The sequence below is a fragment of the Actinoplanes oblitus genome, from assembly GCF_030252345.1.
Classification (GTDB): Bacteria; Actinomycetota; Actinomycetes; order Mycobacteriales; family Micromonosporaceae; genus Actinoplanes; species Actinoplanes oblitus.
Genome location: NZ_CP126980.1, coordinates 1682072 through 1700633 on the forward strand (window position 1 = coordinate 1682072; position 18562 = coordinate 1700633).

General features: G+C 72.4%; 16 protein-coding genes. 10 read left to right on the forward strand and 6 right to left on the reverse strand.

What is annotated here, in order from left to right; all coding sequences use genetic code 11:
- The first annotated feature begins 4 nt into the window (after positions 1-4).
- From Actob_RS07785 to Actob_RS07800, 4 genes are all read left to right on the forward strand, one after another.
- Positions 5-1174 (forward strand): hypothetical protein, encoded by a 1170-nt coding sequence (locus tag Actob_RS07785; RefSeq protein ID WP_284919382.1) that lies wholly within the window; start codon positions 5-7, stop codon positions 1172-1174.
- A complete protein-coding gene (locus Actob_RS07790; protein ID WP_284919383.1) occupies positions 1171-2394 on the forward strand; it encodes a hypothetical protein in 1224 nt (407 codons plus the stop codon). The genes Actob_RS07785 and Actob_RS07790 overlap by 4 nt, the downstream gene beginning before the upstream one ends.
- The gene (locus tag Actob_RS07795) at positions 2391-3446 is read left to right on the forward strand and encodes a hypothetical protein (protein ID WP_284919384.1); all 1056 of its coding nucleotides are present in this window, start codon (positions 2391-2393) and stop codon (positions 3444-3446) included. The genes Actob_RS07790 and Actob_RS07795 overlap by 4 nt, the downstream gene beginning before the upstream one ends.
- A 100-nt stretch (positions 3447-3546) precedes the next feature.
- Positions 3547-3999 carry a hypothetical protein gene (locus Actob_RS07800; protein ID WP_284919385.1) on the forward strand — a complete coding sequence of 151 codons (453 nt, stop codon included), beginning with the start codon at positions 3547-3549 and terminating at the stop codon, positions 3997-3999.
- Between the two features lie 123 nt (positions 4000-4122).
- Here Actob_RS07800 and Actob_RS07805 read toward each other — a convergent pair whose 3' ends face one another.
- Positions 4123-4617: a hypothetical protein gene (locus Actob_RS07805; protein ID WP_284919386.1), complete on the reverse strand. Its 495-nt coding sequence runs from the start codon at positions 4615-4617 to the stop codon at positions 4123-4125.
- 67 nt (positions 4618-4684) lie between these two features.
- On the opposite strand from Actob_RS07805, the gene Actob_RS07810 reads away from it, so the two are divergent.
- Positions 4685-5569: a hypothetical protein gene (locus Actob_RS07810; protein ID WP_284919387.1), complete on the forward strand. Its 885-nt coding sequence runs from the start codon at positions 4685-4687 to the stop codon at positions 5567-5569.
- A gap of 31 nt (positions 5570-5600) precedes the next feature.
- Here Actob_RS07810 and Actob_RS07815 read toward each other — a convergent pair whose 3' ends face one another.
- Both Actob_RS07815 and Actob_RS07820 read right to left on the reverse strand, forming a co-directional pair.
- Positions 5601-5951, reverse strand: coding sequence for a hypothetical protein (locus tag Actob_RS07815; RefSeq protein WP_284919388.1), 351 nt, complete (start codon positions 5949-5951; stop codon positions 5601-5603).
- 16 nt (positions 5952-5967) lie between these two features.
- Entirely contained in the window at positions 5968-6321 is a 354-nt protein-coding gene (locus tag Actob_RS07820; protein ID WP_284919389.1) for a hypothetical protein, read from the reverse strand.
- Positions 6322-6359: 38 nt separating this feature from the next.
- Here Actob_RS07820 and Actob_RS07825 point away from each other — a divergent pair, with 38 nt between their 5' ends.
- The 4 genes from Actob_RS07825 to Actob_RS07840 are packed head-to-tail and all read left to right on the forward strand — an operon-like array spanning position 6360 to position 10522.
- On the forward strand, positions 6360-7400 hold the full coding sequence (locus Actob_RS07825) for a hypothetical protein (RefSeq protein ID WP_284919390.1): 1041 nt from the start codon (positions 6360-6362) through the stop codon (positions 7398-7400).
- Between the two features lie 32 nt (positions 7401-7432).
- A complete protein-coding gene (locus Actob_RS07830; protein ID WP_284919391.1) occupies positions 7433-8401 on the forward strand; it encodes an SMI1/KNR4 family protein in 969 nt (322 codons plus the stop codon).
- A complete protein-coding gene (locus tag Actob_RS07835) occupies positions 8398-9249 on the forward strand; it encodes an SseB family protein (RefSeq protein ID WP_284919392.1) in 852 nt (283 codons plus the stop codon). Before Actob_RS07830 ends, Actob_RS07835 begins: the two co-directional genes overlap by 4 nt.
- 28 nt (positions 9250-9277) lie before the next feature.
- Complete coding sequence (locus Actob_RS07840; protein ID WP_284919393.1) at positions 9278-10522, forward strand: S8 family serine peptidase; 1245 nt, start codon at positions 9278-9280, stop codon at positions 10520-10522.
- Here the strand turns inward: Actob_RS07840 and eccB are convergent.
- Both eccB and eccD read right to left on the reverse strand, forming a co-directional pair.
- The gene (gene eccB / locus Actob_RS07845; protein ID WP_284919394.1) at positions 10515-11882 is read right to left on the reverse strand and encodes a type VII secretion protein EccB; all 1368 of its coding nucleotides are present in this window, start codon (positions 11880-11882) and stop codon (positions 10515-10517) included. The genes Actob_RS07840 and eccB overlap by 8 nt on opposite strands.
- A 6-nt stretch (positions 11883-11888) precedes the next feature.
- Positions 11889-13292 carry a type VII secretion integral membrane protein EccD gene (eccD, locus tag Actob_RS07850; RefSeq protein WP_284919395.1) on the reverse strand — a complete coding sequence of 468 codons (1404 nt, stop codon included), beginning with the start codon at positions 13290-13292 and terminating at the stop codon, positions 11889-11891.
- Positions 13293-13437: 145 nt separating this feature from the next.
- Between eccD and eccCa the strand changes: the two genes are divergently transcribed.
- On the forward strand, positions 13438-17391 hold the full coding sequence (gene eccCa, locus Actob_RS07855; protein WP_284919396.1) for a type VII secretion protein EccCa: 3954 nt from the start codon (positions 13438-13440) through the stop codon (positions 17389-17391).
- 346 nt (positions 17392-17737) lie between these two features.
- Here eccCa and Actob_RS07860 read toward each other — a convergent pair whose 3' ends face one another.
- Positions 17738-18406: a DUF4097 family beta strand repeat-containing protein gene (locus Actob_RS07860; RefSeq protein ID WP_328518421.1), complete on the reverse strand. Its 669-nt coding sequence runs from the start codon at positions 18404-18406 to the stop codon at positions 17738-17740.
- Positions 18407-18562: the final 156 nt, after the last annotated feature.

Sequence of the window (18562 nt, forward strand, 5' to 3'; positions counted from 1 at the left end):
CCACGTGCGGGAAAGGTTCGGCGTCGGTGAGGACGGCCGCATCCTGCGGATCGACAACACGTATGCCGATCCGCCGCATGGTCTCCGCGCGCCCGCGGAGCGCGGGATCTCCATGGTGGTCAAGGTTGAGGTCGAGGGTCGTACGCACGCGTACGAGCTGCGGCTGATGACCGAGCGGGCGGCGGTGGCGGCTGATCTCCAGTCCGTGATGCTGCGGTCGCTCACCGGCGAGACTGTGCACGAGCGGGCGCTGTTGGTCGAGCAGATGGTCCGGGAGGCCGCCGCACTCGACCAATTGGAGTCCCGGTCCGACACCATCGCCGATGTGGAGGCTCGTGCCACCCGGGACGCCGTGGAGCGGCAGAAGTTCCAGGACGACCTTCAGCTGAAGAAGGACAAGCGCTTCCTGACCGCCCTGGAGACGAACGGCCTGACAGAACATCTCATGTTCCAGGGCCTTGACGGGCAGACGCGGGGAAAGATCGCCGCAGCGCTGAACGACTGGCCGAAGGAGACTACGCCGGAACTTCGCGAGAAGATTCGCCAATGGGCGTTCGCGGAGGCGCACGGCGATGTCCGGGTGTTCGCGAACCATGTTGAGTTCGCCCGGGCCAAGTGGAAAGAGATGGTGGCGGAACAGAATCCGATCATGCGTGAGGAGCTGCGCGAACAGGGAAAGCAGCTCTCCGAGAAGCAGATCAAGGCCGCAGTGCAGAGAAGTGCTACTTCGATGATGTCTGCCGACGAAGGATTTGCCCGATTGCGGGCCGCATTGCAGGCAGACCTCGACCACATCGCTCGGATACCGCATTCCGCCTCTCTGCCGAGTCGCGTACATCCGGACCTGGTTGATGCCAGGCTCTCGGAGATCGAATACCCGGCGTGGGAGATGCCCGAGGCAGAGGCATACCATGCGCATAAACATCTAGCCGAGTTGCCGCCTGAGGACAGGTCCGATGGCAATCCGATCGATGTCTATACGCGAAGTCTTCTGAAGACCATGCTGGTAGGCGAAATTCGAGTCGAGCCGCCTGTGAATGAGGGTGGAAAAACGATGATCACCTTCCAGCGGCAGTTGGCGGACGCCCGGTTCGTATTGCTGGCTCGGGTGTTCGTCGGCAACGACGGCTCGGCCGTGGTCGCGACGTATGGAAGGGTAGAGGCCGCAAGGTGACGCGCCGCAAGTTCACGCCTGAAGAGTTGAGCGGATTCGCATTGCACGCTCTTGAGACGGCCACGCCGGGTGACCGCTGGGTGCGCCGCGCGATCGCGGATTTCTTCCTTGCGCTGGTGGATTTGCATGAGGCAACTCCGGATGGCCAGCTCCCGGGTGGTGAATTCCTGCCCGCTGTGGTGGTGCAGCTGGAGCGGCTGCGGTCTGACGTTGCAATGGCCGTCGTCTATCAGATTGACGAGATCGATGAGGCTGGATGGGAGCGACGTGCTGAGGCGTTGCGGGTCCGTTCGGCTTTGCAGTATCTGAAGGAAGATTTCGTCGGCACCTCGATGGCGGAGTTGGTGGACGCGGAGACGCTTGCTGACGCGGATGTCGCGATCAGGGAGTTGATCGGGGAGCACGGCCCCGCCGATGCGGAGGATGTGCCGGCGTTCGTGCCGGTGTCGCATTGGTGGTGGGACAGTTCGTTCCGGGCGGCGATGCCGGACTGGGTGACGGTGTATCGCATCGGTGAGGCGCCGGACGATCTGCGACCGGCGTTCCACATCGTCGATCGGGCGTATCCGCGGCCGTGGCTGGCGGAGGCGGCTCGGGAGGAGGCGTCCAAGGCGCTCTCCGAGCGGGGGATCATTCGTTCGCTGTCGGGTTTCGAGGGCTCGTCCGGGTATTCCGGTGATGGACTGCCCACCTGGGAGGAGTTCCGGCAGCGGCATTTCGTCGAGGGTGTTCCGTTGCCGGTGCGAAGTGTGCCGCGCGACTATGAGCCGCCATCGGGTGTGGATGCCATGCGGGCGGAGATCCGGCGGGAGGGCTCGGCGGTGCTGGCCGAGCTGGAGAGTATCGCCGGGGAGGCCTTTCCAGGTTCGCCGACGCAGCTCAACAGCATCGACGGGCCGCTGCGGATGTCACCGGCATCGGTGTACCAGCACGAGGAGCTGTGGGGGTTCCGGATCAGTTTCATGGTGTTCCCCGAGTTCCCGGCGGATGTGCCGCCCGCTGACGAGATCGCCGCGCTGGCGCCGGTGCTGACGGCACGTGGCTGGAGCGTCGGCCCGACGCTGGAGAAGGCCGGCAAGCTGGAGGTTGACGTGTCGCGGGGAGAGCTGCTCCTGCACATCTTCGCCGAGCCCGGGGCGGTCACCTGCCACGTGGTGTCGCCGCGCTACCGGGCGCCTGACGAGCCGGGCGCCACCTGGGTCATCGAGCCCCGCTCATGAGCCGGCGACTGGCGCGGACCAGGCTGGAGGCGCAGTTGTACCTCGATCTGACGCCGTGTGAGTGCGGACATCTCGGCCTGGAGTCGCGGGCCGAGCCGGTGCGGTTCGAGGATGGCACGCCCGGATGCCGGTATACCGGCACGTGCGCGGCGTGCGGACGGGCACGTGCCGATGTCTTCCGGGTGCCGGAAATCTCTCAGGACGTGTCGAGTCCGGACGAGGTGGTGTACGGGCTCGGTGGGCGTACGTCGGAATTGCTGGATCCGGCACAGTGGCTCTGGGCAGCGCAGCGGTACGCGGCCGCCGTACCGTCGACATCGGACAGCGCGCCGGAAGCCGAGCGTGCCACCGCGCGCACCTGGTTGATGGCGGCCGTGGCCGCCGTCGGGGAGACCGAGAAGTTCCTTCCGGAGGACGCGGACAGCGTGCCGGCGACGGCGTTCTGGACCGAGGGCGGCCGGGCCTTCTACCAGCGGGACCCGCAGGCGTTCCACGAGCACCGGCTGGCGGACCTGCGGATGGGATACGAACGCCGGCTGCGCGCGATGCGGGACGAGGCGCCGCCACGGATGAGCCGTGCGCGAGCCGCCCACGTGATGACGGCGAACCGGATCCAGGAGGAGTGGGCGCAACGCCACGGCATCGACGACGAGGAGTGGGTGGAGGGCGGGGCGTCCGGGGCGCAACGCCGGTCACCGACCCCGCAGCAGCGGGCGGAACTCACCCGGCTGCTGCGTGCCGCGGCCGGGCAGGACGAGCGGACCGGGTTGTCGCTTGACGATCCGGTGGCCGGGCTGGCCGCTTTCCGTCAGTTGATCGCCGAGGTGGAGATCGGTTGGGCGGCCGATGTGCCGGAGCGTGACCGGCGTCGGGGCGCGGCGCTCTCCGCCTACCGCGCGTGGCTGGCCCGCGGTGGATGGTCCGACGAGGCGTGGCGTGAGCTGCTCGAGAACGACCGGGTGTGGCAGGTGCCGTGGGAGGCGTTGCCACCGGCGGCCGAGGTCTGGGAGATGGTGCGCGCCGCGCGGGCGGCCGCAGCCGGTCCGGCATAGGTGCGGATCGGCATATCATCGCTGGGTGCTACCGCCCGCCCGGACTCGCGACGAAGCCCATCTCTACATGGACCTGCACGGTTGCCCGAGATGCGGAAGTGTGGCCGTCGCCTGGGCCGCGTCAGTGGTCGAGGCCGACGGTGTGCCGGCCCGCCGGTATGCGGGCGCCTGCGAGGACTGCGGTGTCGACCGTGAGTTCGTCTTCCGGCTTCCCGAGCGTGCGACGCCGCCGGTGCCGGGGAGCTACGTCACCTTCGGCGCGGACGGCGACCCCTCCCGGCTGTTCGACGCGGGGGAGTGGGTCGCGATCGCCGACATGAGCGCGCTGGCGTCCGGGCTCGAAGACGTCCCGCCGGACGAGGCCCGGGAGTCGGCCACGATCGCCGTGGCCTGCTATGACGAGGCGCTCAAGTTCCTGCCGCCCGGCGCCGATCGATTGCCGGACGCGGCGTTCTGGAGTGTCGCGGGACGCGAGTTCCGGCAGCGCTCGCCGCAGCGCTTCCATCGGGACGACTTGATCGCCCGCCGCGACGATCTCCGCGGCCGCCGTTGACCGGAGTGGCGGCGGACGGGTTCCCGGTCCGACGGCCGAGGCGGTGTCTGTCCGTCGCGTCGTTCCGTTGGCCGCGGCCGGCACGGAGGTCGAGCGGAAGCCGCGAGCCAGGCGTCTAGGAGATCAGGGGGCTTGATCCGGAGACCGGTCAGCGGCTGGATCTGTAGTGGCGCCCGGGCCCTGGAGACCCTCCTTGAACTTGCGGCGCTCCTCCTTGAACGTGTCGCGCTGCCGCCACAACTCCAGCACGAAATAGCCCGCCACCCACACCAGGATCACGCCGGGGAACATCAGCCAGCCGAGGATCGGGTGGGTGAGCTGGCCGACCGCTACGCAGGGCATCAACCAGGCGATGAACAGGAAGAGCGCGGCGCCGTTCTGCAGCGGGGTGCCCATCACCGTGTGGCGGTGGTCGTCCTTGGCGTTGAGCGCCTTGCCGACGAACCAGACGGCCGCGGCGAACACCAGCATGACCAGGGCCACGCCCAGCTCGGCGAGCTGGACGTTGTGGGTTCCGGTCAGGCGGTAGGTGGCCTCCTTGGCCAGGAACGCGGCCGGGATGGCCGCGCAGGAGAAGACGTAGAGCAGGACGCCGAAGCCGGTCCAGCGGATAATCATCGGGGCAGCTTAGGGGGACGGCCGCCACCGATGCATCCCCGCGCCGCCGGTCGGTAGGCTCGGTGCCATGGCAGCCTCGACGGACGGTGAGCCGGTCTACTTCGGCCGGATGCGTCCCGGTGACGCCCTTTCCGACCCTTCCTGGGTGCTGCGCCGGGTCACCGCACGGGGTCGTACCGTCGACGAGATTCTCGGGCGCGACGGCGAGTGGCACCCGTCGGACATGCTGGCCCGCGCCGAGCGCGGGGAGCTGCCGGGCCGGCTGGAGGAGCTGGGCCCGCTGCTGCCGGCGGCGCTGGCCAAGGTGGCGCAGCGGCAGTTCCGGGCGGTGCGGCGGGCGTTGGCGCGTCAGGCGGCGGGCGAGTTCGTGCTGCGGCTCGCGCTGCCCGGGACCGGCACCGCGTACCGGGGACTGGACAGCGAGGCACGGGACGAGACCGCGGCGTTCCTCACCGGTGCGCCGCTGGTCGCGGTCACGGGACAGGGCGTTTTTCGTACGGATGGTATGTGGGTGTGGCCGGAATCGATCGCGCGGCAGGTGGTCGAGACGGGTGACCCGCCGGAGGACGAGTTCTTCTACCACATCCAGGCGCGCGCGTTCTTCTTCCCGGCGGAGCTGGCGCCGGGCGTGGCCGAGCGGGCGCGCGCCCTGCTGGAGGTGGCAGCGGCCGGCGGGCACACCGAGCGGGTGCGCGAGGCGAACGTGCCGGGCCGGCCACCGCCGCCGACCCGCGAGGAGCGGCAGCGGGCGCTCGGTGCCTGGCACGCGGAGTGGGAGCGCAAGCACGCGGCGACCACGCCTTACCACCCCGAGCGGCATCCCGACGATCCGGCGTACCACGAGCACCACGTCACCGTCGAGGCGTCGCCGGAGGCGGACTGGGAGTACACCGTCCGGGCCCGGGAGATCATGGGGTTGGACCCGGAGACCGGTCAGCGCGTCGACATCTGAGCGAGGCGTGACCCACGCCGGGCGGCCCGGGTCAGGCGGCTCGGCGCAGCATGTCGTCGGCCAGCTCCTTGGCCAGCCGGCTGAGCGAGCCGTCCGAGTGGATCGTGCGCACCTCGACGCCCGGGGTGAGACGCGCGGCCAGCTCGTCCAGCAGGTCCGCGATGGCGGTGGCGCGCTGCCGGGAGATCACCACGAGGTCCCGGTCACCGGGGGTGCGGTTGTCGGCCTCGCCGCCGGCGGCGGCCGGGCGGAGCCGCTCGGCGGCCTCGTCCAGCGGGATCGGGCGGAACCGGTCCGGATCGCGCTCGGCGGCGGCGTAGACCAGCCAGTGCCGGGCCGGATCGCGCTCGGGCTGCGGCAGGCTCAGGTCGGGCGGGGCCATGGTGGCGCTCCTCTGCTCAGTAGCCGGGGCCGCGGAGGTGGCGGGCGATGTCGGCGGCGAGCTCGCTCATCGCGCCGTCGCCCCGGATCGCGCCGGCGCCCTGCCCGGGGGTGAGCCGCAGGGACAGCTCGGCCAGCAGGGTGGCGATCACCCGGCCACGGTTACGGGAGAAGGCGACCGCGTCGTCCGGATCCTCCGGGTCCAGCCGCGACTCGGCCGCGCGGCCCGCCTCGATCATCGCGGCGAACTGCGCCGCGGCGGCGTCCAGCGGGATCGGGGTGCGCCGCTGGCTGCCGTCCGGCTGCCGCTTGATGTCCGTCCACAGCATCAGATGCTGAGCGGGATCGCGCTCCGCCTCCGGTTCGGTCACCGGGTGATCCTATCAATGTGAGCGGTAGGGTTACCGGAATGACCGCCGCCCCGCTCGCCCGGACCAGCCTGGAGGCGCATCTCTTCATCGACCTCACGCCCTGTGCGTGCGGAGAGCCGACATTGGCCCGGTCCAGCACGGTGATCACGCTGCCGGACGGCGCCGCCGGCGCCCGCTACACCGGCACCTGCCCGTCCTGCGGCCGGTCCCGGGTGTTCGAGTTCCGGCTGCCCGAGCGGGAGATCCAGCAGCAGCCCGACGAGGTCGTCTACGGCGGGCCGGAGACATCCGAGCTGATCGACGCAGCCGAGTGGGTCAACGTGGCGGCCCGGTACGCGTCGATGGTGCCGGACCGGCCCGGCGAGCTGACCGGTGACGCCCGCCGGATCGCGCGGACCCGGCTGGCGGCGGCGATCGCGGCGGTCAGCGAGGCCGAGCGGTTCCTGGGCGACGACTCGGACGAGATGCCGGGGTCGGCGTTCTGGTCCGGGTTGGGGCGGGCTCTCGGCGCTGACGACCGCCGCCTCTTCCACCGGCATTCCCTGGCCCGGCTGCGCGAGCGGTACGAGAGCCTGTTCGACGCCACCGGGTCGAGGTTCGACGAGGCCCGGCGCCGGGAGACGCCGGAGGACGCGGCGTACCGCGAGCGGTTGCACCGGCTGCGCCAGGACTGGGCGGACCGGCACGGGATCACCGACCCGCACGACGACAGGCAGTCGACCGAGGCGCAGCGCCGGGAGTTGCGCCGCGCCGAGCGGGAGCTGGCCGGCCTGGACGTGGCGACCGGCGGCAGCCTGCTCAGCACGCCGGGCGCGCTGAGCGCGTACGACTCGGTGGGCCGGGCGATCTTCTTCCGGTTCGCCGAGGCGCCGGCCGAGCGCGAGCGCCGGACGGCGGCGGCCGAGGCGATCCGGGCCCGCTGGTGCGAGCGGACCGGCTGCGCCGTCTGGGGGATCGACGACGACGTGTACGCGATTCCGGCCAACGCCCTGCCCCCGCCGGAGTCCGCCTGGGCGATGGTGCGTGCCGCCCGGGAGGCCGCCGGGATGGACCCGCGGACCGGCGACTTCGTCGGCTGACCCGGTGTCACCGGATCGGTAGAGTGACACCCGTGAGCGAACGGATAGCCGGCGCCCGGTACGCGTTCCGCGCCGCGCACCCGGCCAGCCCGATGCTCCGGGTGCGGTACCGGCACGGCGTTCCGGTGGACCCCTGGGGTTTCCCCGACTGGACGCCGTACGCGCGGGTCATGGTCGCCCTGCCCCCGGCGATCGCGGACCTCACGGTCGAGGAGGCGCGCGTCGTCGACGTGCGGACCGCCGACCGGGTGGCCCGGGCCGGCGGTGATCCGCTCTGGGACGGCGCGGTGGGCACCCCGGTCGGCTGGACCTGGGCACACACCGCGCAGACCCGGCACCTCGCGCTGGTTCCGGCCGAGCTGCACGCGAGCTTCCGGCATCTCGGCGGCGTCAGCGTCGGCGCCCGGACGCTGTCCGGTCACGGCCTCGTCGCGCCCGGCACCGAGCCGCCCGGCATCCTGGTCACCGAGCGGCTCACCGACGCCGCGCTGGACGCGGCGGACGAGCGTTTCGGGGTACGCCTCCCGCCGCACTACCGTGACTTTTTGGGCCGGACGAACGGCGGCGCGCCCAGCTTCCCGGCCGTCCTCCCGGGGTTCGGGTTCGTCCTGGACCAGCCGCTGTTCGGGTTCCGCGAGGACCGCACCCACGACCTGGGCTATCTGAACGCGTTCTTCGGTGACCGGCTGACCGAGGACTGGCTGGCCATCGGCCTGGTGCAGGGTGGCCTGCTGGCGCTGCGGATCCGTGGACGGGACGCGGGCGCGGTCGGCTACCTGGACGACGACGACCCGCGCGACCGGGACCACTTCACCGCCGCCGACGTGTGTGACCGGCTGCTGCACCGGGTGGCCGGCGACTTCGCCTCGTTCTGGCTGGCGCTGCGTGCCGTACCGTCAGATGTGGACGATCTGGCGGCCGGCGCTGCCGCGACCGCCGTGCTCGCCGCTCCCGAGGGTCTCGGCAGCCTGCTGCCGGCCTCGCACCGGCGGCCCGCGTGAGCGAGGACTGGACGCCCGCCAACGACGTCGAGAACGCCCTGGTGGCGGCGCTCGTGGCCGACGACCGGCAGTCGTTCTTCCAGCTGCTCTCGGTGGCCGACCTGTTCCTGCCGCAGCTGACCCGGGATCCCTCGGCGGCGCAGCGATTCCTCACCGTGCACGCCTTCGAGCACGTCCTCCTGCCGGTCTTCACCTCGGTGCGGGCGCTGGCCGCGCAGTTCGGGCACGCGATCGACGGCTACACCGTCACCAACTACGCCGAGCTGCGCCGCAAGTGGCCGCACCCGGAGTGGCGGCTGGCGATCGACCCGGGCACCCCGCTGGCCGTGTTCCTGCCGGTGGAGGACCTCGCCGAGGCGGCGGTGGGCGATCTTCGCGTGCCGAGCCTCGCCGAGGTGGCGGCGGAGGCCGCCGAGGACCTCGGCGCCGAGGACGACATGTGGGCCCGGCACCAGGCGGCGGGCGACTATCCGCAGGACGACGCGGCCGCGATGCGGCTCGCGGCACGGGCCGGCGACGTGTACGGATACCTGGACCGGCTGCTGGACAGCACGGTGCTGATCCCGACGACCCGCCCGGCCGAGCCGGAGGAGATCGCCGAGCCGGGCTTCCCGTGGGCACCCGCCCCGGACCGGATGATCGAGGTGTTCACCAGCGCCGAGTCGCTCGCGGCCAGCCACCCGGAGCCGACGGTGGTGACCGAGGTGCCGTTCGCGCTGGCGCTCGCGGTGTGGCCGGAGGACCACGGTGTCGCTGTCGATCCGGACGGCGACTCCGGCTTCCGGGTCGCCGCCGATGACGTGCCGGTCCTGCTGGCCTTCGAGCCCGAACCGCCGGTCCGCGACTGACCCGGATCGACGGGCATATCATCGGCGGGTGCTTGTGACGCTCGCCCGGCGGGGGATGGCCGCTACCCTGACCGCCGCTCTGCTGCTGGTCGCGGCGCCGGGTGGGTTCGGCGGCGCTCCGGCGTGGGGCGCCGAGTGCGCCCAGGCCGACCGGCTGACCAGCGGCACCGCGTGGCCCCGGGACATGCTGGCGATCGACGCGGTCACCCGGTTCACCCGCGGCGGCGGCGTGCTGGTCGCGGTCCTCTCCACCGGCGTCCGGGCCGACAATCCGCAGCTCGCCGGCCGGGTGCTGGCCGGTGCCGACGCGGTCGCCGGGCGCGGCACGGCGAACACCGACTGCACCGGCACCGGCACCCGGGTGGCCGGCGTGATCGCCGCCGAGCCGGCCGACCGCAGCCCGGTCGTCGGCCTCGCCTACCGCGCCACCGTGCTGCCGATCCGGGTGCTCCCGGACGACTCGTCGGGGCAGGGCGTGGCCACCCCCGGCGCGATCGGCCGCGGCATCGAGCTGGCCCTGCGGAACGGGGCCCAGGTGATCGTGGTGGCCAACCCGGCGTACCAGGACGGGCAACGGCTCCGCGCGGCCGTCGCGGCGGCGACCGCCCGGGACGTGCCGGTGATCGCCGCGGCCGGTGACCTCGGCTCGGCGCAGGACGACAACCCGACGCCGTACCCCGCCGCCTATCCGGACGTGATCGGGGTCGGCGCCGTCGGCCAGGACGGCCAGATCTACCCCAAGTCCCAGCACGGCGACTACGTCGACCTGGTCGCCCCGGGCGTGGCGGTGCCCACCCTGCAGGGCCGGGGGCTCGCCGAGGCGGACGGCACCGCGCTGGCCGCCGGTTACGTCGGCGCGGCCGCCGCGCTGATCCGCAACCGGTCCGGGAAGATGCCGGTCGCCGACCTGACCCGGCTGCTCACCGCGTCGGCCAGCCCGGCCGTCGCCGGCGACGCGTTCGGCGCCGGGGTGGTCAATCCGTACGCCGCGGTCACCGGGAAGATCACCGCAAAGCAGGCTCGTGCGCTGCCCGCGGTGTCCGCGCCGGCGGCCGAGCGCACCGGCGCCGAGCAGCGGCGGCGGACGGCTGCCTACACCGGCGCCATCATCGCGGCGATCGCCGTGGCGGCGGTGCTGATGGTGACGGCGGCGATCCGGCGCAGCCGGCGGCAGCACTGGCGGCCGGCGACGGCACCGCCCCTGCCGGAGTACGACGAGCCGATCGAGCCCGGCCCGCCGGTCATGCTGCTGGAGCAGCCCGGCCCTAATTGACGGTGCTCACCGGCTTGACCGCCGCCGCCGGATCCAGCGTCACGCCCGCCGGGATGCTGGTGACCAGCGCGGTCGGCACCTCGGTCGCCGAGGTGGCGGCGTAACCGAGCCGGCTCAGCGCGTCAGCGCCGGGCACCGGATGGCGGACCCCCAGGTCGGTCACCACCTGATAACCACCCGAGCCGGGCACCTTGACCAGGGCGAACCGGCCGGCCGGCACCAGCACCGCGTCGGCCAGCGCCCGCCCGCCGGCGGTGCTGCCGGCGGTCGGCACCGCCGAGGCGAGGCCGGTGGCCGGGCCGTCGTAGGTGATCGCCGGCGCCTTGTCCGCCGCGCGGGTGATCGCGCAGGCGGTGGTGCCGGCGGTGATCGTCACCAGTTTCGGCGGGTCGGCCGGCGGCTGCGCCTCGGCCGGCCCGTTGTTCTGCTTGAGCTCCGGGAAGAACGGGCTGAGCACGCTGATGTCCACGGTGCGCGGCTCGGCCGGGAACCTGGCCTTCAGCACCGCCTGCTGCAACGCGGTGATCGGCAGCACGCCGTTCTCCAGGATCAGGTAGTACTGCTTGCCGACCCCGGTCTCCACGGTCAGCACCTGCCCGTTGTTGAAGCCGGTCACCCGGTCCGACCGGGCACCGCGGTTGCGCACCTGGATGGGCTCGATGGCGGCGCCGGCCGGCACCGCGTTCAGCCAGGCGGTGCTCACCTCGTTGACGTCCACCGCGCCGAACAGCGCCGGCAGCGTGGTCTGCGCGTCGTCGATCCGGTGCTTGAAGCCGTGCCAGACCAGTTGGGCGTCCCGGTCGGTGCCGTCGGTCACCAGCAGGCCGCTGTCGCCCAGCGGGGTGCCGGCCGGACCGGCCTGGCCGACCAGCAGCGCGGCGCTCGGCTGCTCGCCCGGCACCGCGCACATCGTCCAGGGCAGACCGATCTGCTGACCGGCCTCGGGCAGCGACGCCGGCGCGTTCGGAATGCCGATGGTGATCCCGCGCGGCGTGCCGGCCAGGGCCTTGGCCGCGACCCGGTAGACGGCCGGGTTGGGCCGGCCGGCGGCCAGCTTGGCCGAGGTGAAGTTGAGCGCCGGGTTGAGCCGGCCCTGCAGGTAGACGAAGCTGGCGCCGGACTCCCGCTCGACCACCACCGAGCCGTCGGCCTGCCACGCGTCGGTGCCGACCTTGGTGAGGATGCCGTAGATGCCGAACCCGGCGGCGATCAGGATCGCCACCATCAGGCCGCCGAACAGCGCGCCGATGCCCCGCCGCAGCGGAGACTGCGCCGGATCGGTCTCCCGCATCACGAACGCGGAGATCACCCGCTGGTTCAGGAACTGGTACGACTGGAGCTGGTCACGCCGCGAAGCCACGCCGGATCACCCGCCGATCGAGGAGAACAGCCCGCGGATGTCGTCGAAGACCCCCATCACCGCGCACGCCAGCGGGATCAGGGCCATGATCGCCACCACGTCCAGCAGGTCGGCGGCCCGGCCCAGGTAGGGGGAGGGCTGGCGCTGGCTGTAGACCACCGCGGTGAACAGCGCGACCCCGCCGGCCACCGCCGCGGCGACCAGCAGCAGCAGACCGGGGAGCACGTCGTTGTGCACCGCGCCGACGCCCAGCACGGCGAGGCCGGCCACCCCGGCCACCAGCAGCGGGCTGCGCTGCTGCGGCGTGGCCAGCAGCCGCGAGCGCAGCATCAGGGCGGCCACCGCGGCCACGATCAGGAACATCGCCGACCGGCTCGGATGCGACCAGCCCAGGAAGACGATCGACACGACACCGCTGAACGCGGTGGCCAGCAGCAGGCCGGTGAGCACCTCGTCGGCGCGCACCACGGCGGCGAAGACGTCCGCCCGGCGCGGCATCGGCTTGTCCTTGAGGATCTCCTCGGCCCGGCTGGGCAGCTCCGGGAACGGCAGGCGGCCGATCCAGCTGGCCAGCACCGGGTAACCGGGGAGCAGCCCGATCACCGCGGTCAGCGCCACCGCCGCGGCGCCGTCCGAGGACACCCCGGCCAGGGTGAGCAGCGCGGCCAGCAGGCCGGTCAGGGCGACCGCGATGCCGGCCACGAAGAGCCGGGGCAGCCCGGCCACCCCGGCGTGCCCGAGCACGCTGAGCACCAGCAGCACCGCGGAGCCGAGCAGCAGGGCCGGTGCGCCGATGTCGAGGAACCCGGCGCCGGTGTCGGCGAGCAGCCAGGCGCCGCCGACGAACGCGTAGGGCAGGCCGGTGGCGGCGACCACGGCGCCGGCCCCGGCGTCGGTGAACGCGCGGGACAGCAGGATGCCGACCACGGCCAGGCCGAGCGCCACGGCCAGCGCGACGATCGCGGCGGTCTGCCGGGACGAGTCGCCGAACGCCAGACCGTAGAGACCGACCAGCAGGGCGACGGCGAAGACCGCCAGGCCGCAGCGGCGGGTGGCGGCGGCGCCCCAGGACCGCCCGGCGCGCCGGGCACCGCTGGCGATCACCTCGACGACGTCGTCATAGGCCAGCTCGGGCCAGTCCTCCCGGGCCGGCTTGAGATGCAGCAGCTCGCCGTCCCGGACGCCCTGGGCGGCCAGGTTGCGATGCGGCTCGAGCGGGGTGCCGGTGGCCCGGCGCAACACCCAGCCGCCGTGCCGCTCGGCGGGCTCGCCGAGCGCGCCCTCGGCGTGCCGCAGCAGGTGCGGCAGCAACTCGCCGACCAGCATGTTGTCCGGCAGGGCGATGTCCATCCGGCGGGTCGGCGCGGCGATCGTCACCCGGGCCAGACTCGGGCCACCCGGTGCGGTCACGCGGTCACCTCCAGCTGTGCCTGTGTGCCACACAAACTAGCAGGCCGGTTCGGTGCGGATTCGCCCCGGCGAATGGCTGCGGGGGGCTCGCTGTCAGGGGTGACGGCTAAGATGAGCGGCAATACGGACCAGGGGAGAGCCAAGCGTGACCGTCACCATCGTCAAGCGCCCCCCGCGCCGCCCGGCGCCGGTGATGCCGTCCGGCGAGGTGCTGCTCGACCCGCCGCCCGAGGTTCCGCCGCCCGCCGGCAAGGGGTGGACCCGGATGCTCATGGTGCTGCCGATGGGCGCCGGCGCCGCCGCCATGGGCCTGATGATGAGCCGGCAGGGCGGTGGTCCGCTGACGTACGTCGCCGGCGCGATGTACGGCGTCTCCATCCTCGGCATGATCGCGATGATGGCGACGAACACCTCGGGCCCCGGCAAGCGCGAGATGATCGAGTCCCGCCGGCAGTATCTCCGGCACCTCTCCCAGCTCCGCGCCCAGCTGCGGAACACGATCCGCCAGCAGCGCGAGGCGCTGTATTACCGCAATCCCGACCCGGGCACGCTCTGGACCTTCGCCGACAGCGGCCGGCTCTGGGAGCGGCGCCGCGGCGACGCCGACTTCACGGTGGTCCGGATCGCCGTCGGCGTGCAGGAGGTGGCGACCCGGCTGATCCCGCCGCAGACCCGCCCGGTCGACGAGCTGGAGCCGCTCTGCGCGATGGCGCTGCGCAAGTTCGTCAACACCTACTCGGTGGTGCCCGACCTGCCGGTCTCGGTCGCCCTGCGCGACTTCTCGCACATCTACCTGCGCGGCGCCGACCACGCGATCCACGACTTCACCCGCGCTCTGGTCGCCCAGATCGCCACCTTCCACGCCCCCGACGACCTGCGCGTCGGCGTCTGCGTGCCGGACCATCAGCGGCCCTGGTGGGAGTGGGCGAAATGGCTGCCGCACGCGCAGCACCCGGACAAGACCGACGCGGTCGGCCCGGTCCGGCTGGTGGCGCCGAGCGTCCCGGCGCTCGAGGCGATGCTCGACGACGTCCTGGTCAACCGGTCCCGGTTCGATCCGTCCGGTCCGCCGCCCGGCGGGCCGCACGTGGTGGTGATCATCGACGGCGGCTCGACGGCCGGATCCGACCACCTGATGACCGAGGGCGGCGTCGCCGGTGTCACCATCCTCGACCTGTCCGTCCCACCGCCCCGGCTGCTCGACGACAGCTCGGTGGTGCTGGAGATCGCCGCGGACGGGACCATCACCGGCACCACCATGGACGGTTCCACCGAGGTGGGCCGGGCCGACGCGCTCGGCATGGCGGAGATCGAGGTGCTCGCCCGGGAGCTGGCGCCGCTGCGGCTGTCCGCCGCGACCTTCGGCGACCAGCCGGCCATCTCGCAGGACATGGGCCTGGCCGAGCTGCTGGAGCAGGACGACCCCTATCAGATCGACCTGGAGACGCTCTGGGCCGGCCGGCCCAACCGGGACCGGCTGCGGGTGCCGATCGGCATCGGCGTCGACGGCCGCCCGGTCGAGCTGGACCTCAAGGAGTCGGCACAGGACGGCATGGGCCCGCACGGCCTGCTGATCGGCGCCACCGGTTCCGGCAAGTCGGAGCTGCTGCGCACCCTGGTGGTGGCGCTGGCGCTGACCCACAATCCGGAGATCCTCAACTTCATCCTGGTCGACTACAAGGGCGGTGCGACCTTCGCCTCGCTGGACCGGCTGCCGCACACCGCCGCGATGATCACCAACCTGCAGGACGAGCAGGCCCTGGTCGACCGGATGCTGGGCGCCATCCAGGGCGAGCTCACCCGGCGCCAGGAGCTGCTGCGCAAAGCCGGCAACTACGCCTCGCAGCGCGACTACGAGCGGGCCCGGGCGGCCGGGGTGCCGCTGGCCCCGCTGCCCAGCCTGGTGCTGATCGTCGACGAGTTCTCCGAGCTGCTCGCCGACCGGCCGGACTTCATCGACATGTTCGTCCAGATCGGCCGGGTCGGCCGGTCGCTCGGCATCCACCTGCTGCTCGCCTCGCAGAAACTGGACGAGGGCCGGCTGCGCGGGCTGGAGTCGCATCTGTCGTACCGTCTGGGCCTGCGCACCTTCTCTTCGATGGAGAGCCGCGCGGTGCTCGGCGTGCCGGACGCCTACGAGCTGCCGCACCACCCCGGCCACGGCTACCTGCGGGCCGGCACCGACGGGCTGATCCGGCTCAAGGCGGCCTACGTGTCCGGCGCGGTCCGCAAGGAGGGCATCGTCGCGGCCGGCGGCACCCGGGCCGGCAGCCCGGTCCGTGAGTTCAGCACCTACTATTCGGCCCCGCTCCAGGACGAGCGCCCGGAGCAGGAGGAGGCCGGCCAGGAGGTCGAGGAGAAGGTTCAGGGCGACACCCTGATGGACGTGCTGGCCCGGCAGATGGAGGGCCGCGGCACCCCGGCGCACGAGGTGTGGCTGCCGCCGCTGGACAAGGCACCCACCCTCGGCCAGATGCTGCCGCCGGTGATCTCGATGCCCGACCGCGGCCTCACCGTCGACGCGGCCGAGCGGTTCGGCACCCTGCACGCCCTGGTCGGCATCATCGACAAGCCGTTCGACCAGCGCCGCGACCCGATGTGGCTGGACCTCTCCGGTGCGGCCGGCAACCTGCTGGTGATCGGCGGCTCGCAGTCCGGCAAGTCCAACCTGCTGCGCACCCTGATCACCAGCCTGGCGCTCGTGCACACCCCGCGCGAGGTGCAGTTCTATGGCCTCGACTTCGGTGGTGGCCCACTCAGCGCGCTCACCGACCTGCCGCACGTCGGCGGCGTCGCCACCCGCCGCGACGTGGACCGGGTGCGCCGGACGATCGCCGAGGTGCACGGGCTGATGCGGATCCGCGAGGACCTGTTCGCCCAGCAGAACGTGGAGGGCATGGCGGCGTACCGGCGGGCCAGGGCGCAGGGGCGGTTCGCCGAGGACCCGTTCGGTGACGTGTTCCTGGTCATCGACGGCTGGTCCACGCTGCGCGCCGAGTTCGAGGACCTGGAGCCCACCGTCAACGAGCTGGCCAACCGGGGTCTCGGCTTCGGCGTCCACGTGGTCGCCGCGACGAACCGCTGGATGGACGTCCGCCCGCAGATCCGCGACGTCTTCGGCACCCGGATCGAGCTGCGCCTCGGCGAGCCCACCGACTCGCTGATCAACCGGCGCGAGGCGGTGAACGTGCCCGAGTCACCCGGCCACGGCCTCACCCCGGACGGGCACCACTTCCTCGCCGCGCTGCCCCGCATCGACCGCGAACAGCGCGCCGACGACCTCGCCGAGGCCGTCGCCGAGCTGGTCAAACACGCCACCGAGCACTGGAGCGGCCCGCCCGCGCCGCGGGTCCGGCTGCTGCCGCCGGAGCTGCCGTTCGAGATGCTGCCGCCGTCCCGGGGCCCGGTCGTCCCGATCGGCATCGCGGAGAACGACCTGCAGCCGGTCTGGCTGGACTTCGACGCCGAGCCGCACGCGCTGCTCTTCGGCGACATCGAGAGCGGCAAGAGCTCGTTCCTGCGCAGCCTGGCCAAGTCGATTGTCGCCGGCAACAGCCCGGCCGAGGCCCGGGTGCTCTGCGTCGACCTGCGCCGCAGCCTGCTCGGCTGCGTCCCGCCGGAGAACACCATCGGTTACGGCACCTCGCACCAGGTCACCGCCGACCTGATCAACCAGGTGGTGGTGGTCATGCGCGAGCGCCTCCCCGGCCCGGACGTGACCCCGGAGATGCTCGCCAACCGCAGTTGGTGGAAAGGCCCCCAGCTCTACGTCCTGGTCGACGACTACGACCTGGTCGCCGCCGCCGCGCAGAACCCGCTGCTGCCCCTGCTGGAGTTCCTCCCGCAGGCCCGCGACATCGGCCTGCACCTGGTGATCACCCGCCGCATCGGCGGCGCGGCGCGCGCCATGTTCGACCCGGTCATCGGCCGCATCCGGGAGCTGGCCTCGCCCGGCATCATGATGTCCGGCCCGCGCGAGGAGGGCCCGCTCTTCGGCACCATCAAACCGCAGGTCCTGCCTCCGGGCCGCGCCTGGATGATCACCCGCCGGCACGGCGCCCGACTGGTCCAGCTGGCCTGGACCCCACCGGCCCGCTGACCGGCACCCATCGCGGTCCGCTGTGCGGTATCGGGGACTTGGCTGAAAGCCCTTTCCGGTACGAAACAGCCGGGTCCCCAGGAGCACCAGCCCTGTCCCGTGTCCACGCGACGCGGACTCCGAGCTGTGGTCAGGGCCCGCCCCGCGCCTCGCGGTCCGCGGTGTGCCGACCGCGAGGCTGGCTGGGGTCAGGGCCGCCGCGCGTCTCGCGGTCCGCGGTGTGCGGACCGCGCGGCGGCGCAGGGGCCGGGTGGTGGTCGGACCGTGGGCTTGAGAGGGCCCATGGCCGGGGCGCGGGCCTCGGGATCGGGGCGGCCGGGTTCGCGGGCGGGGCGATTCGCGGGGGTCACAGGCTGCGGGCGGTGATGTCGCCGTGCGAGGTGGTGGCGTGGATGTCGAGCTCCGGGATGCCGTCGTTCTTGAGGGTGTTGCTGATGCGGCCGTAGGCGGTGCCGGCGTCGAGGGCGGCCGAGGTGCCGGGGGCCGCGGCGACCGAGATGCTGCCGGACTGGGTGGTGAGGACCACGGTGCCGCGCTTGGCCTCGGCGATCCGGATGTCGCCGCGGCTGGTGCTGATCTCCGCCGGGCCGGTGAGCCGGCCGACCTCGACGTCGCCGTCGACGGCGGTGAGGCGGATGCCGGCGGCCTCGTCGATTTTGATCTGCCGGTAGGCGCCGTCGAAGGAGATGTTGCCGAGCCGGCCGACGCCACGAAGCTCGGTGCAGGCGGCGGAGGCCTCGACGTGGGAGCCGGTCGGCAGTTGCACGGTGACCTCCAGGGAACCGGACGCGCCGATGAGCTTGTTCGTCGGCTCCGGGGCGTTGATCCGCAGGACGCCGTCGGTGAAGTCGACGGTGGTCTGCTCGGCGGCCCTGATGTCGCGGCTCTTGCCGGGGTTGGCCGGACGGACCTCGACGACGGTGTCGGCGCGGTCGGCGGCGATGAGCTGGATCCGCCCGGCCGGGACGGCCAGGACGGTGGAGATCGGGGCCGGGGTGGTGAACTTCCGCATCATGCTCTCCAGTGTTCGTGCTCGTTTCTGATAGAAGAAACGCTACGTTGCGTTCGCTAATCCAGCAACGACCATGTTGCTCGTTCAGTGGATACCAGCAGCTCATGGCGCGGAAATCGTTGCAACGTTTGACTTTGACCGCAACGAGAAGTGGATCGA